At 73.1% G+C, this 20046-nt stretch carries 16 protein-coding genes; 9 read left to right on the top strand and 7 right to left on the bottom strand.

Annotated elements, in window-relative coordinates; genetic code table 11:
• The first annotated feature begins 44 nt into the window (after positions 1-44).
• From JT723_RS12785 to JT723_RS12760, 6 genes are all read left to right on the top strand, one after another.
• The gene (locus tag JT723_RS12785; protein WP_033177091.1) at positions 45-833 is read left to right on the top strand and encodes an ATP-binding cassette domain-containing protein; all 789 of its coding nucleotides are present in this window, start codon (positions 45-47) and stop codon (positions 831-833) included.
• Between the two features lie 14 nt (positions 834-847).
• On the top strand, positions 848-2113 hold the full coding sequence (locus JT723_RS12780; protein WP_205044864.1) for a sugar ABC transporter permease: 1266 nt from the start codon (positions 848-850) through the stop codon (positions 2111-2113).
• Between the two features lie 232 nt (positions 2114-2345).
• Complete coding sequence (gene dxs / locus JT723_RS12775) at positions 2346-4298, top strand: 1-deoxy-D-xylulose-5-phosphate synthase (RefSeq protein WP_205044682.1); 1953 nt, start codon at positions 2346-2348, stop codon at positions 4296-4298.
• 125 nt (positions 4299-4423) lie between these two features.
• Positions 4424-5284 (top strand): DsbA family protein, encoded by an 861-nt coding sequence (locus JT723_RS12770; RefSeq protein ID WP_240165527.1) that lies wholly within the window; start codon positions 4424-4426, stop codon positions 5282-5284.
• 136 nt (positions 5285-5420) lie between these two features.
• The gene (locus JT723_RS12765; RefSeq protein ID WP_205044681.1) at positions 5421-6677 is read left to right on the top strand and encodes a peptidoglycan-binding protein; all 1257 of its coding nucleotides are present in this window, start codon (positions 5421-5423) and stop codon (positions 6675-6677) included.
• A complete protein-coding gene (locus JT723_RS12760) occupies positions 6674-7990 on the top strand; it encodes an SPFH domain-containing protein (protein ID WP_251513547.1) in 1317 nt (438 codons plus the stop codon). Before JT723_RS12765 ends, JT723_RS12760 begins: the two co-directional genes overlap by 4 nt.
• A gap of 67 nt (positions 7991-8057) precedes the next feature.
• Here JT723_RS12760 and JT723_RS12755 read toward each other — a convergent pair whose 3' ends face one another.
• From JT723_RS12755 to JT723_RS12735, 5 genes are all read right to left on the bottom strand, one after another.
• Positions 8058-10184: a 3-hydroxyacyl-CoA dehydrogenase NAD-binding domain-containing protein gene (locus JT723_RS12755; RefSeq protein WP_205044680.1), complete on the bottom strand. Its 2127-nt coding sequence runs from the start codon at positions 10182-10184 to the stop codon at positions 8058-8060.
• Entirely contained in the window at positions 10181-11401 is a 1221-nt protein-coding gene (locus JT723_RS12750; RefSeq protein WP_205044679.1) for a thiolase family protein, read from the bottom strand. Before JT723_RS12750 ends, JT723_RS12755 begins: the two co-directional genes overlap by 4 nt.
• Before the next feature lie 281 nt (positions 11402-11682).
• On the bottom strand, positions 11683-12936 hold the full coding sequence (locus JT723_RS12745; RefSeq protein WP_205044678.1) for an HRDC domain-containing protein: 1254 nt from the start codon (positions 12934-12936) through the stop codon (positions 11683-11685).
• Between the two features lie 388 nt (positions 12937-13324).
• Entirely contained in the window at positions 13325-13993 is a 669-nt protein-coding gene (locus JT723_RS12740; RefSeq protein ID WP_033177087.1) for a response regulator transcription factor, read from the bottom strand.
• Positions 13994-14185: 192 nt separating this feature from the next.
• On the bottom strand, positions 14186-14815 hold the full coding sequence (locus tag JT723_RS12735) for a DUF3000 domain-containing protein (RefSeq protein WP_205044677.1): 630 nt from the start codon (positions 14813-14815) through the stop codon (positions 14186-14188).
• Between the two features lie 86 nt (positions 14816-14901).
• Here JT723_RS12735 and hemE point away from each other — a divergent pair, with 86 nt between their 5' ends.
• The gene (gene hemE / locus JT723_RS12730; RefSeq protein WP_205044676.1) at positions 14902-15960 is read left to right on the top strand and encodes a uroporphyrinogen decarboxylase; all 1059 of its coding nucleotides are present in this window, start codon (positions 14902-14904) and stop codon (positions 15958-15960) included.
• Positions 15961-15975: 15 nt separating this feature from the next.
• Here the strand turns inward: hemE and JT723_RS12725 are convergent, their stop codons facing one another.
• Positions 15976-17193: a DUF4349 domain-containing protein gene (locus JT723_RS12725; RefSeq protein ID WP_205044675.1), complete on the bottom strand. Its 1218-nt coding sequence runs from the start codon at positions 17191-17193 to the stop codon at positions 15976-15978.
• Between the two features lie 151 nt (positions 17194-17344).
• On the opposite strand from JT723_RS12725, the gene hemG reads away from it, so the two are divergent.
• Positions 17345-18832: a protoporphyrinogen oxidase gene (hemG, locus tag JT723_RS12720; RefSeq protein WP_205044674.1), complete on the top strand. Its 1488-nt coding sequence runs from the start codon at positions 17345-17347 to the stop codon at positions 18830-18832.
• Positions 18833-18836: 4 nt separating this feature from the next.
• Entirely contained in the window at positions 18837-19598 is a 762-nt protein-coding gene (gene hemQ / locus JT723_RS12715; RefSeq protein WP_205044673.1) for a hydrogen peroxide-dependent heme synthase, read from the top strand.
• Between the two features lie 6 nt (positions 19599-19604).
• Here the strand turns inward: hemQ and JT723_RS12710 are convergent, their stop codons facing one another.
• Positions 19605-20018 carry a winged helix-turn-helix transcriptional regulator gene (locus JT723_RS12710; protein WP_205044672.1) on the bottom strand — a complete coding sequence of 138 codons (414 nt, stop codon included), beginning with the start codon at positions 20016-20018 and terminating at the stop codon, positions 19605-19607.
• Positions 20019-20046 lie beyond the last annotated feature (28 nt).

Genomic DNA, 20046 nt, shown 5'->3' with positions numbered 1-20046 from the left:
TCAGTTCAGCATGCGGCATCCCCGCCGGTCAGGCGGCGAAGGAGATGGTTCACGTGTCCGCTACGCCCGTGCTGGCGTTGCGCGGAGTCTCCAAGCGATTCGGTGCGGTCCAGGCCCTCACCGATGTCGAGCTGGAGGTCCACGCCGGAGAAGTCGTCGCCCTCGTGGGTGACAACGGAGCCGGCAAGTCGACCCTGGTCAAGACCATCGCGGGCGTTCACCCCGTGGACGAGGGCGTCATCGAGTGGGAAGGCCGGTCGGTGCACATCAACCGGCCGCAGGACGCCCAGGGTCTCGGTATCGCCACCGTTTACCAGGACCTCGCGCTGTGCGACAACCTCGATGTGGTCGGTAACCTGTACCTCGGCCGGGAGCTGCTGCGCTACGGCAGCCTCGACGAGGTCACGATGGAAAAGCGCTCCCGCGAACTTCTGAACACTCTGTCGATCCGCATTCCCAGTGTCAGAATCCCGATCGCCAGCCTCTCCGGTGGCCAGCGCCAGGTGGTGGCCATCGCCCGCGCACTGATCGGCGAGCCCAAGGTCGTCATCCTCGACGAGCCGACCGCCGCCCTGGGCGTCGAGCAGACCGCGCAGGTCCTGGACCTGGTCGAGCGGCTGCGCGAGCGCCGCCTCGGCGTGATCCTGATCAGCCACAACATGGCCGACGTCACCGCGGTCGCGGACACCGTCCACGTGCTGCGCCTCGGCAAGAACAACGGTGCCTTCCCGGTCAAGGGCACCACCAACGAACAGATCATCGCTGCGATCACCGGAGCCACGGACAACGCCGTGACCCGCCGGCTGGCGCGCAACGCGGAGGCGACCCAGTGAGCGACAAGACGACGATGCACCAGCCGCTCGACGAGGTGCCGCCGCCGGCCGTGGCCCCGCTGGACCCCCGGCTGCTCGTCCGTGAGGAGGGCTTCAAGGGCTACCTCACCGAGTTCAAGCGCAAGATGAAGGGCGGCGAGCTGGGCTCGCTCCCGGTCATCGTCGCGCTGATCATCATCTGGACCATCTTCCAGCTGAAGGACAGCCTGTTCCTCAGCTCCGCGAACATGGTCAACATCTGCTACTTCATGGCCGGCACCGGCATGCTCGCCGTCGGCCTGGTCTTCGTGCTGCTGCTCGGTGAGATCGACCTGTCGGTCGCCTCGGTCAGCGGTCTGGCCGCCGCGGTCTTCGCCAGCCTCAGCGTCACCCACGGCGTCAACGCCTGGGTCGCGGTCGTGCTGACCGTCCTGACCGGTATCGCCATCGGTGCCGTCCACGGCTTCTTCTTCGCCAAGATCGGCGTGCCCGCCTTCGTGGTGACCCTGGCCGGCTTCCTCGGCTGGACCGGTCTGATGCAGTGGCTGCTGCGCGGCACCGGAAGCCTCACGATCCAGGACAAGGGCCTGCTGCACGTCCTGGGCCAGCGCTCCTTCTTCATGAACCAGAGCATCGCCGGCGCCTACATCCTGGCCACCCTGGGTGTCGCCGCCCTGCTGATCGGCTCGCTGATCGACCAGACCCGCCGCCGTGCCGCCGGTGTGCCCTACCGGCCCACCAGCGAGATCCTGGTGCGCACGATCGCGCTGGCCGTCGTCGCCTACGTGGCCGCGTATGTGCTCAACAAGTCCGCCGGTGTGCCCAACGCGCTGGTGATCTTCCTGGCCACCCTGGTGATCTGCGACTTCGTGCTGCGCCGCACCACCTTCGGCCGCAAGGTCTTCGCGGTCGGCGGCAGCATCGAGGCGGCCCGCCGCGCCGGTATCAACGTGGCCATGATCCGCATCGTGGTCTTCGCCATCTCCGGCGGCTTCGCGGCCATCGGCGGCCTGTTCCTGGCCGGCCAGACCTACACCGCGACCCTCCAGGCCGGTACGGGCAACCTGCTGATGCTCGCCATCGCCGCCGCCGTCATCGGCGGTACGAGCCTGTTCGGCGGTCGCGGCAACGTCTGGTCCGCGCTGCTCGGCATGCTCGTCATCCAGTCCATCCAGACCGGTCTCGACCTGCTGAACATGGACCAGTCGATCCAGTACATGATCACCGGCGCAGTGCTGCTCGCCGCCGTCGTGGTCGACTCCGTGTCCCGCCGCACCCAGCGGTCCTCGGGCCGGGCGTAACACCCCCGCGGGGCGCGGCGGGCCATCGCCGCGCACCCGTACCGCACCTCCCGCACCGCCGGGCGGACCTGGCTCCCAGGACCGCCCGGCGGTTTGGCGTGCGCGGGCACACGGGAAGAGGGACGGCAGCGCCGTGACCGACATCGCACGGGGCGGCCGACGCGCCGGTAACCGGAACATTAGACTCTTCCAAGGCCAGATCGGCCGGGAGCGACAGGCAGAGGAGGAACGGGTGGCAGTGCTGACCCGTATCAACGGACCCCGCGACCTCGACCGGCTCGACCAGCAGCAGCTCGTGCAGCTGGCCGCCGAGATCCGCTCCTTCCTCGTCGAGGCGGTCTCCAAGACCGGCGGACACCTCGGACCCAACCTCGGGGTGGTGGAGCTGACGATCGCGCTGCACCGGGTCTTCCACTCGCCCGCCGACCGCATCCTGTTCGACACCGGCCACCAGGCCTACGTGCACAAACTGCTGACCGGCCGCCAGGACTTCGGCAGGCTCAAGAGCACCGGCGGCCTGTCCGGCTACCCCTCGCGCGCCGAGTCCGAGCACGACGTGATCGAGAACAGCCACGCCTCCACCGTGCTCGGCTGGGCCGACGGCCTGGCCAAGGCCAACGAGCTGCTGGGCCGCGACGACCACGTCGTGGCCGTCATCGGCGACGGCGCCCTCACCGGCGGCATGGCCTGGGAGGCGCTGAACAACATCGCCGCCGCCAAGGACCGCCCGCTGGTCATCGTGGTCAACGACAACGAGTGGTCGTACTCGCCGACCATCGGCGGCCTGGCCAACCACCTGGCCACCCTGCGCACCACCGACGGCTACGAGCAGTTCCTGGCCCGCACCAAGGAGGTGCTGGAGCGCACCCCGCTCATCGGCCGGCCGCTGTACGAGACGCTGCACGGCGCCAAGAAGGGCCTCAAGGACTTCATCACCCCGCAGGGCATGTTCGAGGATCTGGGCCTGAAGTACGTCGGCCCGATCGACGGCCACGACATCGAGGCCGTGGAGTCCGCGCTGCAGCGCGCCCGGCGCTTCGGCGGCCCGGTCATCGTGCACTGCATCACCGAGAAGGGCCGCGGCTACACCCCGGCAGAGCGCGACGAGACCGACCGCTTCCACGGCATCGGCCCGATCCACCCCGACACCGGGCTGCCCATCGCGGCGGCCGGTGCGGACTGGACCTCGGTCTTCGGCGACGAGATGCTGGAGCTGGGCAAGGAGCGCCCCGACATCGTGGCCATCACCGCCGCGATGCTGCACCCGGTGGGCCTGACCAAGTTCGCCGCCGCCTTCCCCGACCGGGTCTACGACGTCGGCATCGCCGAGCAGCACGGCGCCGTGTCGGCTGCGGGCCTGGCCACCGGCGGCCTGCACCCGGTCTTCGCCGTCTACGCCACCTTCCTCAACCGCGCCTTCGACCAGGTGCTGATGGACGTCGCCCTGCACAGGTGCGGTGTCACCTTCGTGCTGGACCGGGCCGGCGTGACCGGCAGCGACGGCGCCTCGCACAACGGCATGTGGGACATGTCGATCCTGCAGGTCGTCCCGGGCCTGCGGATCGCCGCACCGCGCGACGCCGACCAGGTCAGGGCGCAGCTGCGGGAGGCCGTGGCGGTCGAGGACGCCCCCACCGTGGTCCGCTACTCCAAGGGCGCCGTCGGCCCCGCCGTCGCAGCCGTCGGGCGGATCGGCGGCATGGACGTGCTGCGCGAGCCGGCCGGCGACGGGCAGCCCGACGTGCTGCTGGTCTCGGTGGGCGCACTGGCCCCGATGTGCCTGGAGGTCGCGGCCCTGCTCGACGCCCAGGGCATCACCAGCACCGTGGTCGACCCGCGCTGGGTCAAGCCGGTCGACGCCGAGCTGCCGGGCCTGGCCGCACGGCACCGGCTGGTCGTCACCGTCGAGGACAACGGCAGGGTCGGCGGTGTCGGCTCGGCCGTTGCGCAGGCGCTGCGCGACGCCGAGGTGGACGTGCCGCTGCGCGACTTCGGCATCCCGCCGCGCTTCCTCGCGCACGGCTCGCGCGGCGACGTCATGGCCGCCATCGGCCTGACGGCGCCGGACATCGCCCGCCAGGTCACCGGGGTGGTCGCCACCATCGACGGCCGCTTCGCCGACGAGGCGGCGGACGCCGCAGCGGGCGACGGTGCGGGCACCGCCGCGGGCCTGGCCAAGGACTGATCCGCGGCCTCGCACCGCCCTGTCGCGCGCCCTGCCGCCGCGGCCCGGGAGCCCCGTTAACAGGGCTCCCGGGACCGATGGTAGAAATGCGCGAGAGCAGTGCGGATGATCGAGGTGGCGTAGCAATGACGGAGTCCAAGGGACCCGACACTCCGGGCGGTTCGGCGGCCCCGAAGAAGAAGCGGAAGACCCTGCTGGACCGGATGCGCCCTTATGCGATCGGCGTGATGGCGATGGTCGTGGTCTTCGGTGTGTCCGCGGTGATCGGCGCGCATGTGCGCGGCAAGAAGGACACCAAGGTCTCCGAGCCCACCGGCGCGGTCGCCGCGGCCCAGCGGCCCACGGCCGCCCCGACGGACGGCGCCTCGCCCAGCCCCACCGCGGCAGGCCCCAAGCTCGCCATCCCGGTCAAGCCCTCGGCCCCGGTGACCGTCACCGTCTACGAGGACCTGCGCAGCCCCGACTCCAAGGCCTTCCAGGAGGAGTACGGAGCGGTCTTCAAGCAGCTGCTGGCCACCGGTCAGGTGCAGTTCCAGTACCGCCTGGTGACCGCGTCCGACAAGAGCTACGGCGGGACCGGCGCGCTGGTCGCGGCCAACGCGGCGGCCTGCGCGCAGGACCAGAGCCGCTTCACCGACTTCGTCGACCAGGTGTGGAAGAACCAGCCCACCGACCCCAAGGACGACGGGCTGGCCAGCGAGAAGCTGATGAAGAAGCTGGCCGCCAAGGCCGGCAAGATCAAGACCGCCAGCTTCGACCCGTGCATCGAGCAGCTCGACCACGAGGGCTGGGTCGACAAGTCGCAGCAGGACTTCGCCGCCGCCGGCTACGGCGACGTTCCCGTCGTGGAGATCAACGGCACCGTGGTCAAGGACGTGCACACCTCGCTGACCCCGGCGAAGCTGCGCTCGCAGATCCTCAAGGAGGCCAAGCGGGTCGTCACGCTGCGCACGGCCCCCACGAACACCCCCGCGCTGGCCGGCTGACGCTCCTTCGGCCCTCCGCCGCTCCCCGCGGTCGGGTGGTTCACCCTTCTCCTGCCGATCTGTCCCGGTTCGTCAACTTTCCGGGTAAATCGGGTAATAAGGAAAGGTGACGCCCGATCACGGAGGAGTGGTGCGCATGTCGATACCGCTGTTCGACGACGTCGAGCCGCCGCCCGCGTGCGGCTGCGAGGGCTGCGCACGGCAGCGCCTCGCCGACTCCATGGCCCGCGACACCTGCGGCGCCACCACCAGCACCGGGGCGACCAGGGTGCTCGTCGTGGCCGCCGCAGCGGGCACCGCGCTCGGCGGCACCGCTGCCGCCGTCGCCGCCGCACCCCAACCCGCCGGGGTCACCGGCTACGCCACGGGCCGCGGCGCCATGGCCGCACCGGCCGCCGCGGCCACCCCGCTGCGGCTGACCCGCAGCCAGATCCTGCAGCGGGCCAGGACCTGGGTCACGGCCGCGGTGCCGTACAGCATGACCGCGCACTGGAAGGACGGCTACCGGCAGGACTGCTCGGGCTTCGTGTCCATGGCCTGGGGGCTCGGCGTCAGCGCCTGGACCGGCGACCTGGCCGACTACGCGGTCCGCATCACCCGCAGCCAGCTGCAGCCCGGCGACATGCTGCTCTTCCACAACACCGCCGACCCGCGGAAGGGCTCGCACGCGCTGATCTTCGCCGGCTGGGCGAACACCGCGCACACCCGCTACACCGCCTACGAGCAGACCGCGCCGGGCGCCAGGGCCAGGACGACGCCGTACGCGTACTGGGAGGACTCGGCCAAGTACGTCCCCTACCGCTACCGGTACCTGGCCGGCACCCCCGCCGCGGCCTCCACGGGCGCCGGTACGGCCACCGCCACCGGCTACCCGGGCAGGGCGTCATTCGGCACCGGCCGCTCAGGACCCGCCGTGACCCGGCTGGGCACCCTGCTGGTCGGCCGCGGCGCCGGCGCCTACTACCGGGTCGGCCCGGGGCCTGTGTGGGGTTCGGCGGACCGCGCCGCCACCGCCGCCTTCCAGCGGGCACAGGGCTGGACCGGCGCCGCTGCGGACGGCCTGCCGGGGCCGACCACCTGGGCGTACCTCGTCCAGCACAAGGGCCACGACATCCCCGGCGGCCCGCCCCGCGCCGCCACGGGGCCGGCGACGGCCGCGGTACCGCGGTACCCGGGTGCCGGTGCCTTCCGGCCCGGCAGCAGCAACGACAGCGTCCTGGCCCTCGGCCGCCGGCTCGTCGCCAAGGGCTTCGGCGCCGGCTACCGCCCCAGCCGCAACTGGCACGAGGCCGACCGCCGCAAGGTCGAGGCCTTCCAGCGCGCCCAGGGCTGGTCGGGCCGCAGCGCCGACGGATACCCAGGCCCCGAGACGTGGAGGCGACTGTTCTCGTGACTCACCCCGACACCGCCGCCCGCCCCGAGCCCCCCGGCCCCGGGGCGGCCCCTGAGCCACCGGCCCCCACCCTGTCCCTGCCCTCGTCCTCGTCCTCGACCACGGACCACCCCGGCCCCGGCGACTCCGGCCCCGGCGACTCCGGCGCCGCGGATCCCACCGTCCGCATGCCGTCGGCAGGAGGGCGCCCGGGAGGCCCGGAGCAGCCCGGCGGCCCCGGGCGCCCCGGCGCCGCGGATCCCACGGTCCGCATGCCGTCGGCCTCGTCCGCAGGGCACCCTGATCCCGGCGGCCCCGGCCGCACCGGCTCCGACCTGCCCGGCTCGCCCCGGGCAGGGGACGTGCCCGGGCAGGGAGGGCCGGTGGCCGAGCAGACGCTGCTCATGCCGCGGGTCAAGTCCGCCGGTGACTCGCCGGCCGAGCGGCCGGGCCCGTGCCTGCCCGGCTGGACGGCGGGCACCGCGCTGCTGGCCGCCGTCGCGGCCGCGGGCTGGCTGCTGTGGCGGGCCGGGCTGCTGCCGCTGCCGCCGACCGGCGGCCTGCTGCCCGACCCGCCGCGGGACGCCGAGCGCGGCAGCGGCCTGTGGAGCGGCCTGGTCCTGATCGGCGCGGTCGCCGCCCTCGCCGCCTGCGGCCTGGCCCGCGGGCGCCCGGGCCGGGTCTGGGTGCTCACCAGGAGCGGCGGCTACCGCGGCACGGTCCGCCGCACCGGGCTGCTGTGGATCAGCCCGCTGCTGCGCAGGCGGCGGATGGACGTCTCGCTGCGGCACTGGCGCAGCCGCCCCATCGACGCCGCCGACGCGTACGGCACCCCCGTGCAGATCACCGTGCTGCTGGTGTGGCGGATCAGGGAGACCGCACGGGCCGCCTTCGCGGTGGACGACTGCACCCGGCTGCTGCGCGAGGAGGTGGAGGCGGCCGTCGCCCGCGCCCTGTCCCGGCACCCGCTGGACGACTTCCGCGGCGACGCGGTGACGCTGCGGGACAGCGACCGGCTCGCCGACGAGCTGGGCCGCATGGTGGCCGCCGCGATGCAGGAGGCGGGCGTGGAGGTCTTCTCGGTGACCCCGGTCAGGCTGGACTACGCCCCCGAGGTCGCCGCGGCCATGCGCCGGGCGCGGATCGCCTCGCTGGACGCCAGGCAGCGCAAGGCGGTGCTGGACGACGTGCTGACCGCGGTCGGCGACACCCTGCGCGGGATCACCGAACGCGGCCTGGTGGAGCTGGACGACTACGAACGCAAGTCGCTGGTCCGCGACCTGACGGTGGCCCTGCTGGCCACCCCCGCCCCTGCGGCCCGCCCCGGCGGCTGACCCCGCCGGGACCCACGAGGGGGGCGGGGCCGCCAAGGCCCCGCCCCCCTCGCGCTGTGCGCCCGTGTCAGGCCGGGACGCTCGCGACGCCCGGGGCGAGGAAGGGCTTGCCGTTCACCCGCTGCGAGACGCCCTCGCGGTCCAGGTACGGCGTGATGCCGCCCAGGTGGAAGGGCCAGCCCGCACCGGTGATCAGGCACAGGTCGATGTCCTGCGCCTCGGCGACCACGCCCTCGGCCAGCATCAGCCCGATCTCCTGCGCCACCGCGTCCAGGACCCGCTCGCGCACCTGAGCCTCGGTCAGCACCTTGTCGCCCTGCTTGAGCAGCGCCGCGACCTCCGGGTCCAGCTCCGGGCGGCCGGAGTCGTAGACGTAGAAGCCGCGCTTGCCGGCCTTGACGACGGCGGCCAGGTTCTCCGAGACCGTGAAGCGGTCGGGGAAGGCGCCGTGCAGGGTCTGCGAGACGTGCAGGCCGATCGCGGGGCCGACCAGTTCGAGCAGCACCAGCGGCGACATCGGCAGGCCCAGCGGCTCGATGGCCTTCTCGGCGACCGCGACCGGGGTGCCCTCGTCGATGACGTTCTGGATCTCGCCCATGAAGCGGGTCAGGATCCGGTTGACGACGAAGGCCGGCGCGTCCTTGACCAGCACCGCGGTCTTGCGCAGCTTCTTGGCGACCGCGAAGGCCGTGGCCAGGGACGCGTCGTCGGTGTCCTCGCCGCGGACGATCTCCAGCAGCGGCAGGATCGCGACCGGGTTGAAGAAGTGGAAGCCCACCACCCGCTCGGGGTGGTCGAGCTTGGCGGCCATCTCGCTCACCGACAGCGAGGAGGTGTTCGTGGCCAGGATCGCGTCCGGGCGCACCACCGCCTCCAGCTCCGCGAAGACCTGCTGCTTGACGCCCATCTCCTCGAAGACCGCCTCGATGACGAAGTCCGCGTCACCGAAGGCCGTGGCCTTGTCGAGGTGCCCGGTCACCAGGGCCTTGTAGCGGTTCGCCGCGTCCTGGCCGAGCCTGCCCTTGGCCAGCAGCTTGTCGATCTCGCCGTGGACGTAGCCCACGCCCTTGTCGATCCGCTCCTGGTCGATGTCGGTGAGCACCACCGGCACTTCGAGGCGGCGCACGAACAGCAGCGCCAGCTGCGAGGCCATCAGCCCCGCGCCGACCACGCCGACCTTGGCCACGGGCCTGGCCAGCGCCTTGTCCGGGGCGCCGACCGGGCGCTTGGCGCGCCGCTGCACCAGGTTGAAGGCGTAGATGCCGCTGCGCAGCTCGCCGCCCATGATCAGGTCGGCGAGCGCCGCGTCCTCGGCGTCGAAGCCGCGCCGCAGGTCGCCGTCCTTGGCCGCCGCGATGATGTCCAGCGCCCGGTAGGCGGCGGGGGCCGCGCCGTGCACCTTTCCGTCGGCGATGAAGCGCCCGCGCTCGACCGCCCGGTCCCAGGCCTCGCCGCGGTCCACCTCGGGGCGGGCCACCTCGATCTCGCCGGTCAGCACGGAGGCGGTCCAGGCAAGCGACTGCTCCAGGAAGTCCGCCGCCTCGAAGAGCGCGTCGGCGATGCCCAGCTCGAAGACCTGGGCGCCCTTGAGCTGGCGGTTCTGGTTGAGCGAGTTCTCGATGATCACGGTGACCGCGCGGTCGGCGCCGATCAGGTTCGGCAGCAGCGCGCAGCCGCCCCAGCCGGGCACCAGGCCGAGGAAGACCTCGGGCAGCGAGAAGGCCGGGATCGACGCGGAGACCGTGCGGTAGGTGCAGTGCAGGCCGACCTCGACGCCGCCGCCCATCGCGGCGCCGTTGTAGTAGGCGAAGGTCGGGACCGCGAGCGAGGACAGCCGCTTGAAGACGTCGTGGCCGCCCTTGCCGATGGCCAGTGCGTCCTGGTGGCGCCCCAGCAGCTCCACGCCCTTGAGGTCGGCCCCCACAGCAAAGATGAAGGGCTTGCCCGTGATGCCGACGCCGGTGATCGCGCCGTCCGCGGCCTCCTTCTCGACCTGGTCGAGAGCCGCGTCCAGGTTGGCCAGCGACTGCGGCCCGAAGGTGGTCGGCTTGGTGTGGTCCAGGCCGTTGTCCAGGGTGATCAGTGCGAAGCGGCCCGCGCCGGGCAGGTCGATGTGCCGCACCTGCGCCTGCGTGACGACCTCGCCGGGGAAGAGCTCCGCCGCGCCCTTGAGGAGTTCCGTGGTGGTGCTCACTTGCCGCTCCCGTCGAAGTGGGGGTTCTCCCAGACGACCGTGCCGCCCATGCCGAAGCCGACGCACATGGTCGTGATGCCGTAGCGCACGTGCGGCTGCTCCTCGAACTGCCGGGCCAGCTGCGTCATCAGCCGCACGCCGGAGGAGGCCAGCGGGTGGCCGAAGGCGATCGCGCCGCCGTACTGGTTGACCCGCGGGTCGTCGTCGGCGATGCCGTAGTGGTCGAGCAGCGACAGCACCTGAACGGCGAAGGCCTCGTTCACCTCGAACAGGCCGATGTCCTCGATGCCCAGGCCCGCCTTGGCGAGCGCCTTCTCGGTGGCCGGGATCGGGCCGATGCCCATCACCTCGGGCTCGACGCCCGCGAAGGCGTACGACACCAGCCGCATCTTCACCGGCAGGCCCAGCTCGCGGGCCACGTCCTCGGCGGCCAGCAGCGAGGCGGTCGCACCGTCGTTGAGGCCCGCCGCATTGCCCGCGGTGACCCGGCCGTGCGCCCTGAACGGCGTCTTGAGGCCGGCCAGCTGCTCCAGGGTGGTGCCCGGGCGCATCGGCTCGTCCGCGGTCGCCAGACCCCAGCCGGTCTCCCCGGCCTCCGGGTTGGTGCGGCGGATCGCGATCGGCACCAGGTCCTGCTGGATACGGCCGTTCGCGTACGCCTTCGCCGCCTTCTCCTGGCTGCGGACCGCGAACTCGTCGGCGCGCGCCTTGGTCAGCTTCGGGAAGCGGTCGTGCAGGTTCTCCGCGGTCATGCCCATGAACATCGCGGACTCGTCCACGAGCTTCTCCGAGACGAACCGCGGGTTGGGGTCCACGCCCTCACCCATCGGGTGCCGCCCCATGTGCTCGACACCGCCCGCGACCACCACGTCGTAGGCCCCGAAGGCGATACCGCCCGCGGTCGTGGTCACCGCGGTCATCGCACCGGCGCACATCCGGTCGATCGAGAAGCCGGGCACCGTCGTCGGCAGCCCGGCCAGGATCCCGGCGGTACGCCCCAGGGTGAGCCCCTGGTCGCCGATCTGCGTCGTCGCGGCCACCGCGACCTCGTCGATACGGGCCGGGTCCAGGTCCGGGTTGCGCCGCAGCAGCTCCCGGATGCACTTGATCACCAGGTCGTCGGCGCGGGTCTCGTGGTAGATGCCCTTCGGGCCCGCCTTGCCGAACGGGGTGCGGACGCCGTCGACGAAGACGACGTCCCTCGCAGTACGGGGCACGAGCAGCTCCCTTTTTCTGTGTTCACTCGCCTCCGGTCGCTTCGGATCCGGTGCCGACGGTCGATCGTGCTCGGTCCCTCGTTCCTCGGGACCTCCGCGCGTTCTCCCTTTCGGCACCGGCGCGACCTTTGGCTCGCTCACCGGCGTGACCGGGGGGATGGTGGACGGAGGCGCACCGCACTCCGCAGAGCGAGTGCGGCACCGCCCATCATGCTACTCGTCGGTAACCGGCGGGGACAGTGCAACCCGGCGAAGCGGTGTAGGTCACACGGCAGCGGCGCTCACGCCTCGGCTGCCGGGACGGCGCTCAGGGCCTTGGACAGCAGCGGGGACGTCAGCTGGACCTGCCACGGGCGGGCGCCCAGCGCCGTCAGCGCCTCGGCGACGGCCTCGGGGGAGCGGTCGCCGGGCGGCGACCAGCACACCCGGCGCACGGTGTCCGGGGTGATCAGGTTCTCCTGCGGAAGGTTCAGCTCCTCCGCAAGACCCGTCACCGCCGCACGGGCCGCCGACAGGCGGGCGGCGGCCGCCGGGTCCTTGTCCGCCCAGGCGCGCGGTGGGGGCGGACCGTTGTAGGCGGCCGTCGGCTGCGGCAGCTCGCGCTCGGGAAGGCCGCGCGCCCGGTCCACCGCCGCCTGCCACTGGTCGAGCTGGCGGCGGCCCATGCGGTGCCCGAAACCGGGCAGGGCCGCCAGCGCGTGCACATTCGGCGGGTTCTCCAGCGCCGCGGTCACGATCGCCGCGTCGCTGAGCACCCGGCCCGGCGAGACGTCCCGCTCCCGTGCGGCACGGTCGCGGGCCAGCCACAGCTCGCGCACCACACCGATCTGCCGCCGCCTGCGGACCTTGTGCATGCCCGACGTCCTGCGCCACGGGTCCACCCGGGGCGCGGGCGGCGGGGCCGCCGCGATCGCCGCGAACTCCTGCAGCGCCCAGTCCAGCTTGCCCTGGGTGCGCAGCTCCTCCTCCAGCGCGTCCCGCAGATCGACCAGCAACTCGACGTCCAGCGCCGCATACCGCAGCCACGGCTCCGGCAGCGGCCGGGTCGACCAGTCGACCGCCGAGTGGCCCTTCTCCAGGGCGAAACCCAGCACCTGCTCCACCATCGCGCCCAGCCCGACCCGCGGGAAACCGGCCAGCCGCCCGGCCAGCTCGGTGTCGAACAGCGAGGTCGGGTGCATGCCCAGCTCCGTCAGGCACGGCAGGTCCTGGGTGGCTGCGTGCAGCACCCACTCGGTGCCGCGCAGTGCGGCGTCCAGAGTGGACAGGTCGGGGCACCCGACCGGGTCGATCAGCGCGGTCCCTGCTCCGGCGCGGCGCAGCTGGACCAGATAGGCCCGCTGCCCGTAGCGGTAGCCGGAGGCGCGCTCGGCATCGACGGCGACCGGGCCCGAACCCGCGGCGAAGGCCGCGACGACTTCCTTGAGAGCCTCCGGGTCTGCGGTCACCGGCGGGATGCCCTCGCGCGGGTCCAGCAGCGGAACCGGCGCCGCGACTTCGTCTTCCGGGGTTGCGGTCTCTCTGGCGTCGGTCACCTGTCAAGGCTACCCGTGCCACGCCCTCTGGGGGTTCCCTCGTCCCTCCCGGGGTGCCCCCGCCCCCCTTCCCGGGACCTTCCCCCGGTGGTGGGCCTGTCTCGCAGTTCCCCGAGCCCCTGGGCGGGTGCCCCCTGCGGTGGGCGGTCGCCTTTCCCCCGGGTGGTGGGGCTGGGCGCTCCGTTCTCCCCCAGAGGGGGTACCCCCACGCGCCCCTTATGGGTTGCCCTCTCGGGGGAGGGGGAGCGTTTTTAGGGGCGCGGGGAACTGCGCGCCCAGCCACGACGGACTGAAAGGTGCAACGCCACAGCAAGTGGCAATCACCTGGGGGCGCGGGAACCGCGGAGGGCGGGGGAAGCGGGGGCGGAACGTTACGCCCCCGGAGGGGTCAGTGGATGATTCCGGTCCGGAGCGCGACGGCCACCATGCCGGCGCGATCCCCGGTGCCGAGCTTGCGTGCGATCCGCGCAAGATGGCTCTTGACGGTCAGGGCGGAAAGTCCCATGGACACCCCGATCGCCTTGTTCGACTGGCCCTCGGCGACGAGCCTGAGCACCTCCACCTCGCGCCCCGACAGCTCGCGGTAGCCGCTTCCGGGGTGGCCGGATGCGCCCGGGGGGCGGCGCTGCATGCGGGCCGCGGTCGCGCCGAGCGGGGCGAGGCCGGGGCGCCCGGCCATGGAGCCGGGGCTGTTGCGGGTGCCGGTCACGACGTAGCCCTTGACGCCGCCCGCCAGTGCGTTGCGTACCGCGCCGATGTCGTCGGCGGCGGAGAGGGCCAGGCCGTTGGGCCAGCCCGCCGCACGGGTCTCGGCGAGCAGGGTGAGCCCGGAACCGTCGGGGAGATGGACGTCGGCGACGCAGATGTCGCGGGGGTTACCGACCCGGGGCCGGGCCTCGGCGATGGACGAGGCCTCGATCACGTCGCGAACCCCGAGAGCCCACAGGTGTCGGGTGACTGTGGAGCGGACGCGGGGGTCGGCTACGACGACCATGGCCGTCGGCTTGCTGGGACGGTAGGCGACCAGGCTCGTGGGCTGCTCGAGAAGAACGGACACCGGGCCTCCTGTGGCAAAGGGGACTGAAACGGTCACAGTTTCCTTCGGCAGCTACCGCTCCCGGCTTTAGGGAATGATCACGATTTATTGAGCATCAATTCCGGCAAATCGGACGGCCGATCGAACGCCAGACCAGCGTGGGCACAGCTGTGCACCGGACACCGCGCCGCGGTGCCCGGTGCTGTCGGTGCGTCAGGTGCGGCGCTTGGGCAGCGGCACCACGCCGGCCGAGCCGCGTACCGGTGCGTCGGGGCCTTCTGCGGGCGGCAGGCCCGCACAGGTGCACAGCAGGTCGCACCAGGCGGCCAGGTGCGCGGCCACGTCGATCGTGCCGCCGGACCGCTCCCGCGGCGACCACGAGGCCCGCAGTTCGATCCTGGTCTCGTCGGGGCGGTCGCCGAGCCCGCCGAAGAAGTGCGAGGACGCGCGCGAGACCGTACCGCTCGGCTCGTCGTGGTCCGCGCCGCGGGCGGTCAGCGCCCCGGTCAGCCACGACCAGCTCACCTCGGGCAGCAGCGGGTCGCCGGCCATCTCGGGTTCCAGGTCGGCCCTGGCCAGGGTCACCAGCCGGAAGGTGCCGTGCCAGGCCTCGTGCCCGGCCGGTTCGTGCAGCAGCACCACCCGCCCGTCGGCCAGCTCCTCGCCGTCGGCCAGCACCGTGGCCTCCAGCGCGTACGCGTACGAGGCGAGCCGGCGCGGCGCCGTCACCTCCTCGATCCGCACCTCGGACCGCACCCGCGCCCCCCGCAGGGCGTCCACCGCATGCCGAAAGGGAAAGGGGACCCCGTCGTCCTCGCCGAGCTGCCCATGCACCGCTGCCATGCCCGGAAGACTAGGCCGCTGACGCCCGTTGCGTGCGCAACAACACCCGAGGCCCCGGAACTGGTGTCCCGTCCCGCCGTGGGAGGATGCCGGATGTGAGTGCGCACCAGCAGACCGCTGCTTCCCCCTTCATCCGAGCCTGCAGGAACGAACCGGTACCGCACACCCCCGTGTGGTTCATGCGGCAGGCCGGGCGGTCACTGCCCGAGTACCTGAAGCTGCGCGAGGGCATCCCGATGCTGGAGTCGTGCACGCGGCCCGACCTGATCACCGAGATCACCCTGCAGCCGGTCAGGCGGCACGGCGTGGACGCGGCCGTCTACTTCAGCGACATCGTGGTGCCGCTCAAGGCCATCGGCATCGACCTGGACATCAAGCCGGGCGTCGGCCCGGTCGTCGCCGACCCGATCCGCACCCGGCAGGACCTCGCCCGGCTGCGCGACCTGGACCCCTCCGACGTCGGCTACGTCACCGAGGCCGTCGGCCTGCTCACCGCCGAGCTGGGCGCCACCCCGCTGATCGGCTTCACCGGTGCGCCCTTCACGCTGGCCAGCTACCTCGTCGAGGGCGGGCCGTCCCGCAACCACGAGCGCACCAAGGCGCTGATGTACGGCGACCCCGAGCTGTGGCTCGACCTGCTCGACCGGCTCGCCGACATCGCGGCGGGCTTCCTGAAGGTGCAGATCGAGGCGGGCGCGAGCGCGGTGCAGGTGTTCGACTCCTGGGTCGGCGCGCTGTCGCCCGCCGACTACCGGCGCTACGCGATGCCGGCCTCAGCGAAGGTCTTCGACGCCGTCGCCGGCTACGGGGTGCCGCGCATCCACTTCGGCGTCGGCACCGGCGAACTGCTCGGCCTGATGGGCGAGGCGGGCGCCGACGTCATGGGCGTCGACTGGCGGGTGCCGCTGGACGAGGCCGCCCGCCGGGTCGGCCCCGGCAAGGCGCTGCAGGGCAACCTCGACCCGGCGGTGCTCTTCGCCCCGACCTCGGCGGTCGAGGCGAAGACCCGCGAGGTGCTGGACGCCGCGGCCGCGGCCGGTACCGGCCACATCTTCAACCTCGGCCACGGCGTCCTGCCCACTACCGACCCCGACGCCCTCACCCGCCTCGTGGACTTCGTGCACCGCACGACCGAGGCGGCCTGAGGGCAGGGGCGCCGGTCAGTCCCGCTCCTCCCGGGGCTCACCCGAAGACTCGGGCGGCGTCACCGGCGGTGCGGGCGGCGGCGCCCACAGGTCCTGCTCCGGCACGCCGCCCCGCGCGCCAGGCACCGCCGGGTGCTTGGGCAGCGGCGCGGCCGGCTGCCGCACCGCCGGCGGCTCCTGCGTCGGCTCCGGACGCGGTCGCCACCAGCGCAGCGCCCGCCAGACCAGCAGGAGAAGCGCCACGACGGCCAGGAAGGGCAGCAGCGCGGAGATCACGACCAGCACCGCCCGCACCGTCAGGTAGAAGGCGTGCCAGCCGCCCGCCAGGGCGTTGCCGACCGTCTTCCAGAAGCCGTCCTTCTTCTTCTCCGGCTCCTTGTGGACCGGCGCCTTCACCGGCGGCTCGCTCAGCTGCAGCGTGACCGTCGCCAGGTCCGCCTGCGCCCGCAGCGACGCCTGCTGGGCCTCCAGCGCCTCCAGCGCGGACTCGCGGGTGCTCAGCTCGCTCTCCAGCTGCACCACGTCGGTCAGCCCCGAGGCCTGGTTCATCAGCTTGCGGACCCTGTCGACGCTGGCCTGCTGCGACTTGATCCGGCTCTGCACGTCCACCACCTGGCCGGTGACGTCGTCCACGCTGACCTTGCGCCCCAGCAGGGTGCCGAGCTTGCCGAGGTCGTCGAGCAGCTGGTCGTACGCGGCCGGCGGCACCCGCAGCTGGATCGTCGAGGTGGCATGGCCCTGCGCGTCCACGGACGTGTTCTCGTCGCCCGCGTAGCCGCCCGCCGCCGCGACCAGTGTCCTGGCCTTCAGCGACGCCTCCTCGACGTGCGGGGTGCGGATGCTCAGGTCCGCGGTGCGCACCAGGTACTTCGGAGCCGAAGGCGGGGCCGTGGCCTTCCCCGGTCCCGTCCCCGATCCCGCGGAAGGCGCGCTCGGCGACGTACCGCCGGCGCCGCCGGTCCCCTCGGGGACCGCGCCGCTGCCGCTCTTGGCTGAGCCGCTGCCGCCGTCCTGGCCGGCCTCCGGCACGCTGCGGCCGCCGTCGGACATGGGAGCCGCGGCCTTGTCGGACGCGGCGGAGCCGTTGTCGGACGACGCGCTGCACCCGGCGAGGCCGAGCGTCGCCGCCATCAGCAGTGCCGCGACCGCGGCGCCCCCGCGCCGCCGCAGGGCGCCCGGTGAGTGCCGTCTCGGGCCGGTCCGTCTGGCACTGGGTCTCGTACTGGGTCCCATCTCAAATCCCCCCAAGGACAGGGCTGTTGTGTCATGCCGACGGTTGGACGGCCGACCCTCCCGGCGCGTTGCCGTTCTGCGGTACCGAAGCAGTCACGGTCGGAACTCGATCCGGATTCTGGGACGGTCCGGAGTCTGAGACAGTGGACGCATGAGCGACACGCACAGCGGGACGGGCGCGGAAGCCGCGCACGGCGGGGCGGCGGGACCCGGCAGGGGACCCGCAGGGGGACATGTGGTGGTCGTCGGGGGCGGCATCTCTGGGCTGGCCGCCGCCCACCGGCTCGCCGGGGCGGGCGCCCGGGTGACGCTGCTCGAAGCCTCGCCGCGGCTCGGCGGCAAGCTGCACGCCGACGAGATCGCCGGAGTCCCGGTCGACCTCGGCGCGGAGTCGGTCCTGGCCCGCAGGCCCGAGGCGGTCGCGCTGGCCCGCGAGGTCGGCCTCGGCGACGACCTGGAGCCGCCCGCCGTGCTCGGCGCCACCCTGTGGACCCGCGGCCGGCTGCGCCCCATGCCCAAGGGCCACGTCATGGGCGTCCCCGGCGACGTCGGCCCGCTCGCCGCCTCCGGGGTGATCTCGGCCGCGGGCCTCGCCCGCATCCCGCTCGACCACGTCCTGCCCCGCACCCCGGTCGACGGCGACGTGGCCGTCGGCGCCTTCGTCGCCGCCCGGCTCGGCCACGAGGTGGTCGACCGGCTCGTCGAGCCGCTGCTCGGCGGCGTCTACGCGGGCAACGCGTACGAGATCTCGCTGCGCGCCGCCGTGCCCCAGCTCTACGAGGCCGCCCGCACCGGGCGCTCGCTGATCGAGGCCGCGCGCGACATCCAGCGCAAGGCCGCCGCCTCGGCCGGCACCGGGCCGGTCTTCAACGGCATCCGCGGCGGCATCGGCCGGCTGCCGCTCGCCGTCGCCGACGCCTGCCGGGCCGCGGGTGTGGTGATCGAGACGTCGGCGCCGGTCCGCGAGCTGCGCAGGACAGGACCGCACGGCTGGCAGGTCCGCCTGGACGACCGCGCCCTCGACGCCGACGCCGTGGTCCTCGCCGCCCCCGCACCGGTCGCCGCCCGGCTGCTCGGCGCCGAGTCGCCCGCGGCCGCCGCCGACCTGGACAGCGTGGACTACGCGGGCATGGCCCTGGTCACCCTCGCCTACCGCCGCACCGACCTGCTGCGGCTGCCGGAGTCCAGCGGCTTCCTCGTACCGCCGGTCGACGGCCGTACGATCAAGGCCTCGACCTTCTCCAGCCGCAAGTGGGGCTGGCAGGACCGGGCCTCCGGCGACACGATGGTGCTGCGCACCTCGGTCGGGCGGCACGGCGACGAGGCGGACCTGGCCTGGGACGACGCCGACCTCGTGCGGCTGTCCCGGGAGGACCTGGCGGAAGCCGTCGGCCTGCGCGCGGCGCCGGTGGCCGCCCGGGTCACCCGCTGGGCCGCCGGGCTGCCGCAGTACCCGGTCGGCCACGTGGACCGCGTCGCCCGCATCCGCGAACAGGTCGCCAAGCTCCCCGGCCTCGCGGTGTGCGGCGCCCTCTACGACGGCGTCGGCATCCCGGCCTGCATCGGCAGCGGGCAGCGCGCGGCGGCCGAGGTACTGGCCACCCTGGTGCCGGGCGCATCAGGCGGCGCGGGAGAATAGCCGCATGAGCGACTCGACTGCCGACCACGCCCTCGACTCCGCCGCCGCGGAAGCCGCCACCCACGCCAGGACCGCCAACGCGGGCAAGAAGGCCAAGGACCTCAACGAGGTCATCCGCTACACGCTGTGGTCGGTCTTCCGGCTCCGAAGCCCGCTGCCCGAGGACCGCAGCGGGTACGCCGACGAGGTCGAGGAGCTGTTCGCGCAGCTCGCCGCCAAGGACGTCACGATCCGCGGCACCTACGACGTGTCGGGCCTGCGCGCCGACGCCGACCTGATGATCTGGTGGCACGCCGAGACCGCCGAGGCCCTGCAGGAGGCCTACAACCTCTTCCGCCGCACCCGCCTGGGCCGCGCGCTGGAGCCGGTGTGGTCCAACATGGCGCTGCACCGCCCGGCCGAGTTCAACAAGTCGCACGTGCCGGCCTTCCTCGCCGACGAGACGCCTCGCGACTACGTCAGCGTCTACCCCTTCGTGCGCTCCTACGACTGGTACCTGCTGCCCGACGAGGACCGCCGCCGCATGCTCGCCGACCACGGCAAGCTGGCCCGGGGCTACCCCGACGTGCGCGCCAACACCGTGGCGTCCTTCTCGCTCGGCGACTACGAGTGGATCCTGGCCTTCGAGGCGGACGAGCTGTACCGCATCGTCGACCTCATGCGGCTGCTGCGCGCCTCCGAGGCACGCATGCACGTCCGCGAGGAGGTGCCCTTCTTCACCGGGCGCCGCCGCCCCGTCGCAGAACTCGTCGCAGGCCTGGCCTGACCCGCCCTAGGGCCTGTCGTCCGCGTGCGCCGCGTCATAGGCGTCGCGGGCGTCCAGCACCTGCTCGATGTGCCGCTCCGACCATGACTTGACGGCCGCCAGCACGACGAGCAGCTCCCGCCCGATGCCGGTCAGCTCGTAGTCCACCCTGACCGGCACGGACGCGGTGACCGTACGCGTCACCAGGCCGTCGCGCTCCAGCGCGCGCAGCGTCTGGGTCAGCATCTTCTGGCTCACCCCCGCGATCGTCCTGGCCAGCTCCGCATAGCGCCGCGGGCCGTCAGCCAGTGCCGTGACGATCAGCGTCGCCCACTTGTCGCTGATCCGCTCCAGCAGCTGCCGCGACGGGCACTCCGCCATGAAGGCGTCATACGCGGCCCTGGCCTCCGCGCGGCGCTCGGCCGCGGTCCTTGTCGGCATGACGACTCCCACGTGGGTTACGCACTTC

The organism is Actinacidiphila bryophytorum, assembly GCF_016916835.1.
GTDB classification, from domain to species: domain Bacteria; phylum Actinomycetota; class Actinomycetes; order Streptomycetales; family Streptomycetaceae; genus Actinacidiphila; species Actinacidiphila bryophytorum.
This window is presented reverse-complemented; position numbering and strand designations above follow the sequence as displayed.